This window comes from Stenotrophomonas sp. NPDC077659 (genome assembly GCF_050268705.1).
GTDB lineage: Bacteria > Pseudomonadota > Gammaproteobacteria > Xanthomonadales > Xanthomonadaceae > Stenotrophomonas.
This window is the reverse complement of record NZ_JBNNHG010000036.1, coordinates 1-14,393: the sequence shown is the minus strand read 5'-3', so window position 1 is coordinate 14,393 and position 14,393 is coordinate 1. Positions and strand designations below refer to the sequence as shown.

At 68.1% G+C, this 14,393-nt stretch carries 14 protein-coding genes; all 14 read right to left on the bottom strand.

What is annotated here, in order from left to right; all coding sequences use genetic code 11:
* Positions 1 to 84: 84 nt before the first annotated feature.
* On the bottom strand, positions 85 to 1,575 hold the full coding sequence (locus ACQKDV_RS07720; protein WP_427783169.1) for an IpaD/SipD/SspD family type III secretion system needle tip protein: 1,491 nt from the start codon (positions 1,573 to 1,575) through the stop codon (positions 85 to 87).
* A 21-nt stretch (positions 1,576 to 1,596) separates the two neighbouring features.
* Positions 1,597 to 2,937 carry a hypothetical protein gene (locus tag ACQKDV_RS07715; RefSeq protein ID WP_427783168.1) on the bottom strand — a complete coding sequence of 447 codons (1,341 nt, stop codon included), beginning with the start codon at positions 2,935 to 2,937 and terminating at the stop codon, positions 1,597 to 1,599.
* A 52-nt stretch (positions 2,938 to 2,989) separates the two neighbouring features.
* Positions 2,990 to 4,663, bottom strand: coding sequence for a type III secretion system translocon subunit SctE (sctE, locus tag ACQKDV_RS07710; RefSeq protein WP_427783167.1), 1,674 nt, complete (start codon positions 4,661 to 4,663; stop codon positions 2,990 to 2,992).
* 159 nt (positions 4,664 to 4,822) lie between these two features.
* Positions 4,823 to 5,350, bottom strand: a complete 528-nt coding sequence (locus ACQKDV_RS07705; RefSeq protein WP_427783166.1) for a SycD/LcrH family type III secretion system chaperone — start codon at positions 5,348 to 5,350, stop codon at positions 4,823 to 4,825.
* Positions 5,351 to 5,356: 6 nt separating this feature from the next.
* Positions 5,357 to 6,475, bottom strand: coding sequence for an EscU/YscU/HrcU family type III secretion system export apparatus switch protein (locus ACQKDV_RS07700; protein WP_427783165.1), 1,119 nt, complete (start codon positions 6,473 to 6,475; stop codon positions 5,357 to 5,359).
* Positions 6,472 to 7,272 carry a type III secretion system export apparatus subunit SctT gene (sctT, locus tag ACQKDV_RS07695; RefSeq protein WP_427783164.1) on the bottom strand — a complete coding sequence of 267 codons (801 nt, stop codon included), beginning with the start codon at positions 7,270 to 7,272 and terminating at the stop codon, positions 6,472 to 6,474. Before sctT ends, ACQKDV_RS07700 begins: the two co-directional genes overlap by 4 nt.
* Position 7,273: 1 nt before the next feature.
* Positions 7,274 to 7,531 (bottom strand): type III secretion system export apparatus subunit SctS, encoded by a 258-nt coding sequence (gene sctS / locus ACQKDV_RS07690; protein ID WP_427783162.1) that lies wholly within the window; start codon positions 7,529 to 7,531, stop codon positions 7,274 to 7,276.
* Positions 7,528 to 8,208, bottom strand: coding sequence for an EscR/YscR/HrcR family type III secretion system export apparatus protein (locus tag ACQKDV_RS07685; RefSeq protein WP_427783161.1), 681 nt, complete (start codon positions 8,206 to 8,208; stop codon positions 7,528 to 7,530). The genes sctS and ACQKDV_RS07685 overlap by 4 nt, the downstream gene beginning before the upstream one ends.
* Positions 8,205 to 9,131 (bottom strand): type III secretion system cytoplasmic ring protein SctQ, encoded by a 927-nt coding sequence (gene sctQ / locus ACQKDV_RS07680; protein WP_427783160.1) that lies wholly within the window; start codon positions 9,129 to 9,131, stop codon positions 8,205 to 8,207. The genes ACQKDV_RS07685 and sctQ overlap by 4 nt, the downstream gene beginning before the upstream one ends.
* Positions 9,128 to 10,288 (bottom strand): hypothetical protein, encoded by a 1,161-nt coding sequence (locus tag ACQKDV_RS07675; protein ID WP_427783159.1) that lies wholly within the window; start codon positions 10,286 to 10,288, stop codon positions 9,128 to 9,130. Before ACQKDV_RS07675 ends, sctQ begins: the two co-directional genes overlap by 4 nt.
* A complete protein-coding gene (locus tag ACQKDV_RS07670; RefSeq protein WP_427783158.1) occupies positions 10,264 to 10,731 on the bottom strand; it encodes a hypothetical protein in 468 nt (155 codons plus the stop codon). The genes ACQKDV_RS07675 and ACQKDV_RS07670 overlap by 25 nt, the downstream gene beginning before the upstream one ends.
* A complete protein-coding gene (locus ACQKDV_RS07665; RefSeq protein ID WP_427783157.1) occupies positions 10,715 to 11,947 on the bottom strand; it encodes a FliI/YscN family ATPase in 1,233 nt (410 codons plus the stop codon). Before ACQKDV_RS07665 ends, ACQKDV_RS07670 begins: the two co-directional genes overlap by 17 nt.
* A gap of 56 nt (positions 11,948 to 12,003) precedes the next feature.
* A complete protein-coding gene (locus tag ACQKDV_RS07660) occupies positions 12,004 to 12,387 on the bottom strand; it encodes a hypothetical protein (RefSeq protein ID WP_427783156.1) in 384 nt (127 codons plus the stop codon).
* The coding region (locus ACQKDV_RS07655; RefSeq protein WP_427783155.1) for an EscV/YscV/HrcV family type III secretion system export apparatus protein at positions 12,384 to 14,393 on the bottom strand (2,010 nt) is incomplete at its 5' end. The genes ACQKDV_RS07655 and ACQKDV_RS07660, both read right to left, overlap by 4 nt.

The window sequence follows — 14,393 nt, the reverse complement described above, 5'->3', positions numbered from 1 at the left end:
CGTATGCATCTGGCTGAAGGGAGGTATGGCAGACGTACGAACGGAGGGCATGGGGATTACCTGCTTGAAGGGGAACAAGTGTGATCAGGTCAGATTGCTGGCGAAGACGCGGTCCGCTTCGGTGATCGCATCGATGGTGCCACTCAAGGTCTTCACCAACGTATCCCACAGCTGCAGGGTGCGCTGATAGTTTTCGGTCATTACCTTGCTGATGTGGTTGAAGCGCTCCATCAGCGCATCCTTGGCGGCGATCATCGCGTTCCAACGGGCCGCAGAGATCCATCGATGCCCTTCGACTGGAACACCGCCCGGATTGATCGCGTCACGGATGCCTTTGATCAACTCCTTATCGATTGCAAGTTCGTAACCACTACCATCGGTCTTGGGGCGAACGACTACGCCTTCCAGTCCCAGTTTCTCGAGAAACGCTTTCGCTTCTGCTTCCGTCTTGAAATCGCCCCCCAGGCCCAGCTCGCTGTCGTTGCCCATCAAACCAGCAAGTTCATCCAGCAGATACTGCACGTTGATTTCAAGTTCACCGTCGCGCTGCTGCTGGACCGCCCAGGACAGGCTGGCCATGATCCTGGTGAGCTTGTCGAAGAAGGCGATGTACTTTTCCAGGATCTCCTGGTTGCGCTCAAGCCAGTCACCCTCCAGCCCTTCGAGCATCTTGAACAGCTCATCGAAGAAGTCGTAATGCGATCCGTCATCCTGTGCGGACGGATCGGTCACTTCGTCGTTGGCAAACAGGGGCTGCAGCTGGCTGGTGACCTCGGCCTTCACCGAAGCGTCGATGGCGGGGTCAGATGCCAGCGCCTGCAGGTTGAGCACCCGTTGGGTACGCCCTGCCTGTTCGGCAGCCAGAATTGCCTGCGCGGCAGCATCCGGCGCCATCGCCTCATGCGCGGATCGGAGCGACTGCACGGCCCCCTTCATGTCTGCGATGATGGCGTGGCGGCGCTCGGCTTCGGCAAGCTGCGCGGTCCAGCGGTCAAGCAAGGCCAGATCGCCGTCTTCTCCATCCAGCACAAACAGACCCTTGGCTTCGTTCTGTGCCCAGGCATGGCGCAGGCCATGCAGCGCCTGCGCCAGGTTTGCCTGCAACCGCAGCATGCCCGCGTCGTCGTCGCCGGGCAGCGGGGCCGCCTGCGCCGCCGTCAGCAGCCCGGCGGCACGGGCCCGCGACGCCAGGATGGCTCTGGCGGCCAAGCGTCGTTCGTGCGCATCATTGGCCGGTTGCGCCAGAGCGCCGCCCTCCTGCGCCCGCCCGTGGAGCACGGCGTGTTCTGTTTCATCCAGCACCGCCTGCAGCTGGCGCTGCAGCTGCACGCCCTGCTGCATCTGAAAGCGCAGCCCGGCACGTCGGCCCTGCTCGGCGTGCAGTTGCGCGCTCCTGCCGATCAGATCGGCTCTGCTGGCACGCTGGGGCGATGTGTGTTGTTCGCCTGCTGCCGTATGACTGGAGGCAGCCATGGACATCGGCGCGGTGGATATGCGCGGCGGAAGTGAAGCGGTCGCAGTAATCATCGTGGCTCGGAAGATGCTGTGTGCCGCCGGCGCTATTGCCGGCGGCATGAGAGAAGTAAAAACAGGGAATCAGGCGCCGATGTTGCGGGTGATCGCATCACGGGTCGCGGCCTCGGTATCGCCCAGCGCCGCCAGCTGCCGGCGGACCTCGTCGGTCGATTCACGCGCCTTCACTGCCTCCTGCTGCTGGTTCTCGGCGGTCTTGCGGCTGACCTCGGCGGCCTGGCTCAGGTTTTCCTTGATGCGGCTCTGTTCTGCGGCCTTGGCATCGCCATCGGCCTGCGCCACATTGCCCGCGCTGTTGCCCATCTGGGCCAACGACTGGCCACCGCTGCTGACCACCGCATTGCGCGTGGTGTTCATGCCGTGCTTGGCGTAACTCTCTGCTGCCGCAGTACGGTGACCACTGGCGCTCAGCACCTGTTCCTGCCCGGGGCTGGTGCGGCCTCCGCTCACCCGCGTCTGGCCTTCGGCCAGGCCGCGCGCCTGCTGGTCGGCCGCGCGGGTATGGTTGATGGCGCCGCGCTCATTGGTCCGGATGCTCTTGACGTTCCTTGCCGCGCCATAGCCCATGGTACCCAGGCCGGCGCCGGCAACGGCTACCGTCGTCCCCAGCGCGACCGCCGCGCCCTTGCGGTGTTCTTCGGCACTGGTCACCAGCCGCTCGCCTGCCGCCTTGACGAAGGCCTCGGCCTTGATGAGGGACTGCGCGCTCTGGTTGCGTTCGGTTTCAGACAGTGCCATCAACAGCGTCATCAGCAGCACCATCATCGCGAACATGGCGTCGGTGCGGGTTCTTTCCACGCGTTCTTCCGGGCTCATGGCGATCAGCGTGTCCAGCCCGGATGACAATGCCATCCCCTCTTCCAGCCGGCCATTGGCGCGCAACGCCTCCAGCGCGGCGGTGTCGGGCACGCGCACCTGCACGAGCCTGCTGGTGATGCCGGCAAACACGCTGTCGACGTGGGCCTGGCGCACGCCGTCATCCGGCGCCTCGGCCAACGTCTTGAGCATGGCGTACTCGGTACCGGCCTTCAGCCGTTCCGGCCCTTCATTGGCCCCGTTGGCGACGGCCTGGCGCACACCGGCCTCGCTCAGGGTGGCGGCGCGTTCCATCAGCTGCTGCCGTTGCACGCTGGCCGGGCCGATCAGAGAGCCCGTCGGCAGGCCTTCGACCACCGTGCGCGCTTCGCCGGCAGAGACGGCATCGCGGACGGGCGCACGAAGGGTGGTGACCAGGCCGCCGGGCGCTGCGGCCACCCCACCTGCGTGGGCCAGCACCTGGGTGGCGGTGCGGTCCATCTCACCGGCATCGATGGCTTTTGCGGCCTCGGTGCGGGTGGTGGCTTCAGCTGGGCGGACAGGGGAGTGCAGCAGCTGCACGGACGAATTGGAAATGATGTTGTTCATGGAAAACGGCCTCACAGGCGGGGACGCAGCCCCGGGGAAAGGGATGCCCGGCTCAGGCCGAGGTGCGGATATGGGAAAGCACGGCGCGGGAGGCGGACGCTTCCTCGGCCAGGATGTCGCTGGCCTGGGCCATCAGCGCCAGGCCGGTGCGGCTGAGCTGGGCGGCGGCGTCCTGCGCCATCTGCAGCAGATTGCGGATGACGTCATCGCCAAACAGCAGGTTCTCCAGAAGCTGAAGCAGCCGCGCTACCTCGACCTCGATGCCGGCGACGATCAGGCTGCCCACGCTGGTGGCCACCGAAGCCGCCACCGAGGCCAGTTGTGCCAGCACCTGCACCACTTCCACGGCCTGCTTGACCAGGCTGACGATCCTGCCCGCTTCGGTCGCGGCACCGCTTGCGTTGCCGGCCGCGATGGAGGCCGCGATGATGGCCACCATGACCACGATCACCGCCACCACCGCACCGATCTGCTCGGCGATGGTGCGGTCCACGCCATAGGCGACCAGCACTTCGGTGACCACCCGGGCAATGGCCTCGGTTACCTTGCCCATGACCGAAAATCCGCTGAACTCGGCCTGGATGCTGTCCACCGTCATCAGCAGCCCGACGGTGCCGGCGACCACCAGCAGCGGGTTGGCGGTCAGCGTGCCGACGGCGATCGCGGCAATGCTGCCGACCACCGCCAGCGCCTTGCCGACCCAGTCGAAAACCTTGCCGAAGCAGCCCGACTTCTGCTCGGCCTCGCGGGCGCGCTCCAGTTCGGCCTCCTGCTCCTCGGCCAGTCGCATCTGTTCCTTCTGCGAGGCTTCCAGGCGCGCGATCGCCATTTCGCTGTCGGTCCTGATCTTTTCCAGCGACGCGTCAGACATGATCTGGCTGAGCAGGCCGATCAGCGCCTGCATGCGGGCGCTGCGGCTGCCCATGTCGGCCTGGGGCGGGCGCAGGCCCACCACGTCCTCCCGGTCGAACGTATCGATCTCCGCCCGCGCCTGGCTGGACGCCTTTACCGCATCGGCATACGCATCACTGGCCGCCACCAGCCGTGCCCCGGCGCGTTCGGCGCCCTCGGCGGCGGCGGTTGCGGTCTGCCGGGCGCTGGACAACTCGCCTTCCAGCGCGGCGCGCAGGCGTTCGTAGTCCGGATCGGCCGGGTCCAGACCGTCCAGTGCCTGCTGCAGCCGGTCAACTTCGGCTCGCGCGGCTTCGGCAGCGGCCAGCGCCTGCTGCGCTTCAGCACTGGCCGCATCCACCACGTCCGCAGCAGCACGTTCGGCAGCCAGGGCGGCCTCCAACGCGGCGGCCAGTTGCTGCCCCTGCGCACTGCGCCCGGCGAGCACCTCGGCACGCAGCTTGCTGGCCGCTACCAGATTGGCCAGCGAACTGGCGCCCAGCATCCTGCCCAGCGTGCCGACCAGTGCCAGCAGCGCCGCATGCGGTGACAACCGTGCACGTTCCTGCTGCAGCCCGGCGGCATCGAAGGCGCGGCCCAGGCGCTGCGGATCGGGCGCGCGCAGTTGCGGCGCCGGGGTAGCGGTGCTGGCCGCGCGCGGGCCGGTGGGGCCCTGCGCCTGCAACCGGTCCACCAGCTGCACGAAGCGCGCCTGCACTTTTTCGATGGCGGCCGCCTCGACGGCGCCGAAGCCCTGGGCGGCCCGGACGGCCTGGCCGTGGCTGCCGCTGCGCAGCGCCAGCGGAAGCGGCAGCCCGGAGGAGAGTGTGTTCATGGCATCGTGCCTGTGTGCGGAGGGAAAGGCGCCTGCAGCGCGCCGCCCTTGAGGGCCACGCCTGCCATGCATCCTGTGTTGCCATGTTCCCCGCTGCGCCGCCGCGACGCTTTCAAGTTCTGCGCATGCCCGGCACGACGGCGCAGCGTCGCATTGCTGTCAGTCCGACGTGCCTGCAGGCACGTCGCCCGCTGCATCGTCCGTCTCCGCCACCGAACCGATGGCGTCCAGGTACGCCTGCGCGCGATGGCCCAGCTCGCTGCCGGCAGCACGCCGGGCCACGCCTTCGAAACACTCACGCGCCAGGCGCAGCTTGCCCAGCGCCAGATGGCATTGGGCCATGTGGAACAGGGGCGTGTCGGAACGGGTGTCGAGCATCTGCGCCAGCGCGTAATGGGAAATCGCCTTGTCGTACTGCTTCTTCATCTGCAGCACCGCAGCCAGGCCCATCGCGTAGTCTGCGTTGTAGAAATCGTAGAGCGACAGGAAGCGGAAGAAGTGCTCGGCATCGTCCAGCTGGCCATTGCGGAAGAAGTCATATGCCAGGGCATAGACGCCTTCGAGCATGTCGTCGCTGATGCCTTTGAGGTCCTTGAGAGTGGCGCCATTGCGCAGCCCCTCGATGATCAGCCGGGTCTGTTCTGCGGTGTCCTGGTCGGCGCCGGGGCCGGGAGGAGCTTCATTCATGGGGTGTCACCTGTGCGGGGGGGAAGGAGAAGCTGGAAGCGGGGCATGCGCGGGCACGTCCGTAGCGGGAACGTCGCCCTCCACTGCCTGCGACGCGCGCTCGACGTCGCGCAGCCAGCGCACGATGTGCATCACGCCGTCGATGTCGTTGTCGTGTACGAAGCGGTAGCGGCGGCTACGGGCAAACACGGCACGCGCCAGGCGGATGTCGCGCACCACGGGGACGCCGCTGCGCTCGGCCAGCGCGATCACCTTGCGCGCGCGGGCACCCTGTTCGCGCACCGAAACGAAGGGCATGGGAACGTCGTCGTCCATCAGGAAGATGCCGATGGCGATATGGGTGGGATTGGCCAGTACCAGCGTGGAGCCGGTGGTGTCGGCCTGGACCTGTGCGGACAGTTCGTCGCCGATTTCACGGCGCCGGTGCCGGACCTGTTCGCTGATCTCGTTGTCCTTGCGTTCCCGCTTGACCTCGTGCTTTTCCATCTTCAGTTCACGGATGTGCAGCAGATGGTCTACCCACCCGGCCAGCAGGTAGACCGGCGCCAGCGCCAGCAGCAGGCCGGCGCCGACGCGGGCAACCAGCGTGCGCGCGGTGGCGGCCAGTTGTGCATCGGTGGCGTGGACGACGCCGAACAGTTCGGCGCCCCACAGGCTGAAGGCCAGCCAGCAGAACAGGCCCGCGCACAGCAGGTACAGCAGCGCCCGGACCAGATCCTTGATCACCTTCAGCGTGAACAGGTTCTTGAAGCCGTTCACCGGATTGACGCGATTCAGATCGAGGCGGATGGCCTCGGTCGCGAGGATGCCCCGGCTCATCAGCAGCGATGTCACCACGATGGCGACGAGGGCAGCCGCCAGCACCGGCATGACGGCCCAGGCGAACGCCTTGAGTGCGGCCACGGCGGCGGCCGCCGGCGGAAGCTGGAATCGGCCACCCACCAGATCGGTATACAGCGCGCGTACCGCCTGGAAGCCGCTGAGGGTTGCCATGGCCAGGCCCCCGGTCCACAGCACAGCGGCGGCCAGCAGATCGCGGCTGTTGTAGCTCTTGCCCTTCTCCGCTTCCTTGCGCAGGCGCTTGGGCGTGGGCTTTTCGGTCTTTTCACTGGCACCGCTGCTCATGCCGCCGCCCCCGGCAGCAACGCCCGCAGCGCCGGGTGCAGCCGCCACAACGCCGGCACCTGGTCCACCATCACCTGCATGAAGTAGAACAGCATCGCCAGCAGCGCCAGGAAGGACTTGAGCGCAAGCGATACCGAGAACGCATTGAGCTGCTGGGCGAACCGGGACAGCACGCCCAGCACCACTTCCACTAAGAACAACAGCAGCAGTACCGGTGCGGCCATGCGCACGGCGGCGGAAAACACGAGGTCCATGAAGCCGTGCAGGCTGGACAGACCAGGCACGAAGCGGGCCCCCATCGGCAGCAGCGTATAGCTGCCGTGGATGGCTTCCATCAGCGGCAGCATGCCGCCGGCCACCAGGAACACCACCGCGCTGAACATCTGCAGCAGGTTGGCCATCTCGGTCGCCTCCACCCCGGTGAGGGGGTCCAGCAGCGCGCCGACGCCGGCACCACGCTGGGTGTCGATGATCGAACCGACCGCATGGAAGGCGTGGTACGGCAGCGCCAGCATCAACCCCAGCACGGTACCGATGATGGCTTCGGTCATCGCGGCCAGCGCGAGCCCGCCCAGCCCGTGTGGCCGTTGCAGTTCGGAGGTGACCGGCCACATGCCCACCAGCACCACCAGCGCCAGCAGCACGCGCACGGTGCGTGACGGCAATGCGCCGGCCCCCAGGTAGGGAAGCCATGCCACGCACGGCAACAACCGGGCGATGCCCAGTGCGGCAGGCACCGCGTGATCACGCACCAGGGCGATGAGGGCGGCATCCAGCGGTGTCAGCGACACGCTCATGTCAGACCGCCAGCGCGCGGGCCAGCACCAGGTTCGCAAAGTCCAGCAGCGTCTGCGCGTACCAGCCCATCAGCGCCAGCACGGTCACGATCACCGCCAGCATCTTCACTCCGAAGGGCAGCGTCTGCTCCTGCAGCTGGGTGACGGTCTGGAACAGGCCGACCAGCAGGCCCAGCAGGGTGGCGATGAGCACGGGCGCGGCCGACAGCATCAGGACCAGCCAAAGCGTCTTGTTGCCGATGTTGATGATCTCGTTCATACCGGTGCGGGCACATCCAGGTACTGCAGCACCAGGCCCTGCGACAGCATCGCCCAGCCATCCATCATCACGAACAGGATCAGCTTGATGGGCGCGGAAAGGGTGACCGGGCTCATCATCATCATGCCCAGCGCGAGCAGGATGGCCGACACGATCAGGTCCACCACCACGAAGGGCAGGTACAGGTAGAAGCCCATCAGGAAGGCATCCTTGAGTTCGCTCAGGGCATAGGCCGGCAGCAGCGCGAACAGCGGGCGGTCCTCCGGCGGGGCACCCGGCAGCGGCACGTCGGCGCCGTCGATGACCTGCGCGCGTTCGAAGAAGCCCAGCAGCTCCGGATCGGCGTGCCGGGCCAGGTACACCTTGTAGTCACCCAGGCTGCCGTCCAGGAATGCGACCACCGACTGCACGGTGGTCAAGGGCTCGGGCAGGTCCAGGTAGGCGCTGTAGATGCCGTTGAGGATCGGGTGCATGACATGGAACGCCAGGATCAACGACAGGGCGTTGATGACCATGTTGGACGGCACCTGCTGCAGGCCCAGCGCGTTGCGGATGAGGGTGAACACCACGGTGAACTTGATGTAGCAGGTGCCCACCGCGACCAGGAACGGCAGGACCGAGGCCAGCGCGAGAACGACGATCAGCGAAACGTCGTTGTTGACGGTGACCACGTTCATTTCAGGTGCGGTGCCTGGGCCAGCTGCACGCCCAGCGTGGTGCCCACCTGCACCAGTTCACCGGTGGCCACGCAATGGCCGTTGTGCTCGATGCGTACGTGGCGGTGGGCCTGCGCGGGCAGGTGCAGGGTACTGCCTTCGCACAGCTCGGCCAGCTCGGCCAGGCTCATCTGGAGCGTGCCCAGCACCACCTCCAGGCTCAGCGGCAGGCTGGCCAGGTCCAGGGCGGGATACGGTGTGGCGTGGGCAGCGACGGAGCTGTCGTCGGGCTGATCGGCCTCGGTGGGGTGGATCGTGGTCACAAGCAGGACATCCGGTTGAAGGGTGAAATCGAACAGGCAGCGGTTGGCCCGCCAGGCCTGGGGATGGGCGCCCGGCAGCAGCAGGATGTCGCCCGGGCGAAGCCGCCGCAGGCGCCGCGGCGGGCAGGCGATGCGCCCGAGACGCAGCGCGAGGGGCAGCCGTTCGTGGCCGGTCACTTCGATGGCGGCGGCGTGCTGCGGCCAGGTCCCGTCCATCTGCTCGATCCAGACCGGCCCCAGCCGGCTCTGCACCTGCGGATGGACGGGCGCATCAGCGGTGGCCGTGGCGATGCCCAGGAAACGCGCGTCGTGGCATTCCAGCGCGGGAATGTCCCACGGCAGCGGCATCGCGCCACTGCACAGGCCGCACAGCAGGTCGTGATCCATCTGCATCCAGTCCAGCCCCTGCAGCGCCGGCAGATGGTGCGCGGCCCAGTCCTGCGCCTGGACCTGGCAGGTGAGCGTGCCGCTGGCGCCGTGCAGTTCGAAGCGCAGGCAGGGCACGCCCGGCAACGGGCGCAACTGCACGTCCACGCGCTGCTGCCGCAGCCACTGGTGAAGCTGTTGCAGGCGCAGCGGGGCAGGACCGATCTGTTTCAACAGTGGAAAGGCCGCGCTCATGCGTCTTCCTCGGGTGGCAGGTAGCGCGGCCCGCCACGCGACGGCGTGTCATCGCCCATGCCGTGGCTGGCCTCCACCTGCGTGTGGCCGGGCACGCCGTGCTGTTCCAGGGCGGCCACGACGGCGCGGTGGCTGCGCTCGCTGCTGCTGTGCAGCCGCAGGCCGGCGGAGCCGCCGCCCCAGTGCGCGGTGACCTGGTGCCCCGGCCCGTAGCGGGTGAACGGCACCGTGATGCGGGTACCGGTATCCACCACCGGGGCGGACCCCGCCGTGGCGGCAGCCTGCGACGCCGTGCGACGGCTGTCATGAGAAGGCGTCTGCAGCGGCGCCCGCGCTGGTGTGGCCGCGCGTTGCGGCACCTGCGGGGGGGGCGCATCGCCGGGTTCGACCCGGCGCGTGGCTGTGCGGGCTGCGATCTTCGCGGGCGCCTCCGGTGCAGGCGTCAGGGGAGAATGCGTGCTGGCCTGCTGCGTGCTGGCCTGTGCGGCCGTCGTGACGGGAGCGCCCGCCGGTGCGGCGGTCGGCACCGCCAGCGGCAACCCTGCCATGCGCGCGGTTACGGTATCTGCGGGTACGGGTGCCGAGGCCGGAACTGACCAGGCCGAGACGGCAGCCAGAGCAGCACGTTCAGCCTTGGGCGCGTTGTCGTGCTGCGCTGGAAGGGCCATCGCGATGGCGTAGCCGGGACGCGGCGATGCGATGACCCCCAGTGGGGCCGGCTGCGGGCCGACGGCGGCACGCTGTGGCACCGTGGTGGCGCGGGACAGCCCGCGCGTGCGCGGTGGCGGCAGTACCGCCTCACCGCCCGCCACATCGCCTGCGGCCTGCCGCGCGGCAACCGGTGCCGTTGCCAACAGGTCCATCGGGAAGGCACGGCCAGACGCACGCATAGGCGCAGACGCCGTGAACGGTACAGCGAAGATCGCCTCGGCACTGCCCAGCAGCAGCTCGCCCTCGTCCCGGCAGCCAGGCGTGTCAGCGTCGTCGGCCGGGGCGTCTTCCCGCCGATCCGGCAGCGGCAGCACGGGAACAGCCGTGTCGTCGGCCGCAGCCTGTGCGGCGGCCACGCGCTCACGCAGCGGCGTCGCGGGCGGCGGACAGGGAACAGTGCTCGGCACAGGGGCCGCGGCCGTCAGCGCGGCGGCGGGAATCGACATGACACATCCTCCAGGTGGTGCTGGTACTGGCGCTGGTGATGGCGGCGGGCCTGGGCCCGGCGCTGCTGTTGCTGCCAGTGATCGAGTTTGGATTGCTTGCGCTGGTGCGCCCGTGCCTGCTGCCGGGACGCCTGCGCGCGTTCCTCGCAGGCCGCCGCCTGCGTGTCCAGGTCACCGGCGGCCTGCTGCAGTTCCAGCGCGTGGGCGCGGGCCACGGCCAGCGTGCGCAGTCGGTCATACAGCGCGCTGCGTGACAGGCCCGGTTCGGGCAGGGGAATGGCCTGTGCCACCGTATCCTCGGCCTGCGCGCGCAGCGCCTCGGCCTCGCAGCGCTGTGCCGCGCCCTGCTGCGCCTGCGTGGCCGCTGCGGCGCGCGCGAGGTGCATCTGCGCGGCCTTCAGTGCCAGCAGGCGGTGGGCAGTGCGGTCAGTGCGCGAGCGCATGCAGCTGCTCCAGCGTCTGCGCCAGCGCGCTCACATCCTGCGGGGTCTGCCGCAGGAACGCGTCGAGGGCCGGTTCACACGCCACGGCGGTGTCGTAGTGAGCGCTGACGCCGGGCGTGTACTCGCCCAGATCGCGCATCAACTGCAGTTCCTCCAGCGTGCCAAGCAGCGTACGCACGCGCGCGGCGCTGGCCTGCTGCGCGCCATCGGCCAGCGCGGTAAACAGGCGGCTGCCACTGCGCAGCACGTCCACGGCGGGAAAATGGCCACGGCCTGCGAGCCGGCTGGACAGGTACAGGTGTCCATCCAGCAGCGACTTGACTTCCTCACCCACCGGGTCGGCCTCCTGCTCGTCCTCCAGCAGCACGGTGTGGAAGGCGGTGATGCTGCCGCGCTCGCTGCGCCCAGCGCGTTCCAGCAGGCGCGGCAGCGTTTCGAACACCGATGCGGGATAGCCACGCCGCGCCGGCAGTTCGCCGGCGCCCAGCGCCAGCTCGCGCAGAGCGCGCGCGTAGCGGGTGATCGAATCGATGACCAGCAGCACGCGCTGGCCTTCATCGCGGAAATGCTCGGCCAGCGTGGTGGCCAGGTGCGCCGCATTGCAGCGGACGGCCGGCGCGGTATCGGAGGTGGCCTGCACCACGATGCAGCGCCCCGCCCGCGACGACGCACGCAGCCGGTCCACCAGCGTGGCGACTTCGCGCCCGCGTTCGCCCACCAGCGCAACGATGGCGACATCGGCCCGCGCGTTGTCCAGCAGCATGTCAGCCAGCGTCGTCTTGCCCGCGCCGGCACCGGCGAAGATGCCGATGCGTTGTCCCTCGCCACAGGTCAGCAGCGCGTCGATCGCGCGGATGCCGGTCGCCAGCACCGTCTCTACCGGACGACGCTGACGGTAGTCGGTGCCCTGCCCTGCCAGGGACCGGATGACACTGGGGCCGGCAATCCCGGGGCCAAGCCGGTCGACTTCGCGGCCCGCGCCATCCAGGACCGCCCCCAGCAGTGCGGACGAGGCCGCAACCGAAGGAGGGGCGCCCGCCGCGCTGACCAGGCACTGCAGGGACAGGCCCGCACTGTCCTGCAGCAGACCGATCGACGCCATGCCCTGGTCCAGCCCGATCACCACGCCCTCGCCGATGACGGTGTCATCGGCTGCGCTGGCCTGCAGGCTGCAGCGTTCACCGATGGCCACGTCGGCCAGTGGGACGCGCAGCACCGATCCCACGATGGACGTGGGATGGGCCGCGACACGCCAGGGAGACACGCGCATGCTCACTTGATGTTCTGCACGCGCACCAGGCACTGGTGGAAGTCCTCCAGCGCCGCCGCCAACTGGTCCGGGTCGGCCACGCAGTCCGGATGCAGCAGGCCGCCCACGCGTCCATTCGCGCACACGGTAAGCGCACCGGATTCCCAATGCGGCACCGGCCGCAGGATTTCCTCCAGCAGCGGCGCGGCGATGGCATGACGCGCCTCCGCGCCGGCCGGCTCGGTCATGCCCCACAGCCAGACGCGCTCGTTCGGCTGCGGGTCCAGGAAGATATCGCCCACATCGTTGAACGCCATGGCGATGGTCGAATGGTCGTCGAACTGGAAGTGCGAGGCGTCGGCGCCGAGGACGTCCAGCGCGGCAATCAGGGTTTCTTTCAGGCTCACAGGGATTTCACCACATCGATGTTGACGGTATCGGAGATCTCGGAGAACGACAGGACGGCCAGCGTCGGCAGGCGGTTCTCGATGAAGCGCTTGACGAAGCGGCGCACGTCCGGCGCCACCAGCAGCACCACGTCGGGGCGGGTGGCAGCCAGCGGTTCGAAGGCCAGGTGGATGCGGTCCAGCAACTGGTCGGCGGTAACCGGATCCAGGTTGAGGAACGCTGCGCCCTGGCTCTGTCTTATGCCGGCACGCACGGTGTCCTCGGTAGCCGGTGCCAGCAGCACGGCGGCGATCCGATCATCGCGTGCGTGCTGGCTGGAGATGTAGCGGGCCAGCCCGGCACGCACGTGCTCGACCAGCAGGATCACGTCCTTCTCGCGCTGGCCCCATTGCGCCAGCACTTCCAGGATGATGCGCATGTTGCGGATGGACACGCCCTCGCGCTGCAGGCGCTGCAGCACTTCGGCCACGCGCTGCACCGGCACGTGGCGATGGACTTCCTTGAGCAGCTCCGGGAAGCGCTTCTCGGTCTCGTCCAGCAGTTGCTTGGTTTCCTGGATGCCGAAGATCTCCCTGACATTGCGCATCAGTGCCTCGTGTACCAGCGCATGCACGGCCTCATGATCGGTCTGCACGCGCAGGCCCATGGCCTGCAGCTGCGCCTGCATGTCGTTGGGCACCCAGCGCCGCGGGCCAGAGCGGCCTTCCACGGCGATGCCCTTGCCCAGCCGGTCCAGTTCATCGCTGTCGGCCAGCACGCGCACATGGTCCAGCACGATCTCGTCGCTGGTGGCGACGATCTCGTTGATCATCACCACCACGCGGTGGTCGGCATCGACGCTTTCACGCATCACCAGGTGCGGCAGGCGCATGCCGGCACGAAGGTGCAGCTGGTCGCGCAGCCGGGCCTCGATGCCCTGCGTGGTCCAGGCGCGGTGGTGCGCCGGCGGGACCAGCAGCAGCAGCGGCACGGTCTCGTTCACCTGCCGGCCGTCGCGCTCGCCACGCGTGCCGGCCACGTCCGCCGGAAGGGCGCCCTGCGCGCCGGCCGCGGCGGCTGCCGCAGCCGACTCCCGGCGCGAGCGCCACAGCGAAAGGGCCAGCAGGCCCGCAGCCAGCAGCACGAACACCGGCAGCGGGAAGCCCGGCAGCAGGCCCAGCAGCAGCACCAGCACGCTGGAGATGACCAGCACCTTCTGGCTGCTGAACAGCTCCTGGATGATGCCTTCGCCAAGATTGCCGTCATCGCCACTGACACGGGTGACGACGAAGCCGGCGCTGATGCAGATCAGCAACGCGGGAATCTGCGCGACCAGGCCATCACCGATGGTCAGCAGGGTGAACACCTGCAAAGCCTCGGAAAACGCCATGCCATGCTGCAGCATGCCTACAGCGATGCCGCCGAACAGGTTGACGAACACGATGACGATGCCGGCAATCGCATCGCCCTTCACGAATTTCATCGCACCGTCATAGGAGCCATACAGCTGGCTTTCCTTTTCGACCTCGCGCCGGCGCTTCTGCGCCTGTTCGGCATTGATGGATTCCGCACGCAGGTCGGCATCGATGCCCATCTGCTTGCCGGGCATGCCGTCCAGCGAAAAGCGGGCGACGACCTCGCCGATGCGCTCGGAGCCCTTGGTGATGACGATGAACTGCACGATCGTCACGATGGCGAAGATCACAAAGCCCACCACCAGGTTGTCGGCCACCACGAACTCGCCGAACGCCGAGACGATGTGGCCGGCATCGGCGTCGACCAGAATCAGACGGCTGGTACTGACCGACAGGGCCAGGCGCATTATGGTGGTGAACAGCAGCACCGAGGGAAAGGTGGAGAAACCCAGGATGCGTTCAACGTAGAACGAACTGAGGAAGATGATGATCGCGATCATCAGGTTCACGCCGATCAGCAGGTCCACCAGCAGCGTGGGCAGCGGCACGATCAGCATGCCGATGACCACGGCCATGAGGATCACCAGGGCCAGCTCGGGGCGCAGCAGGGT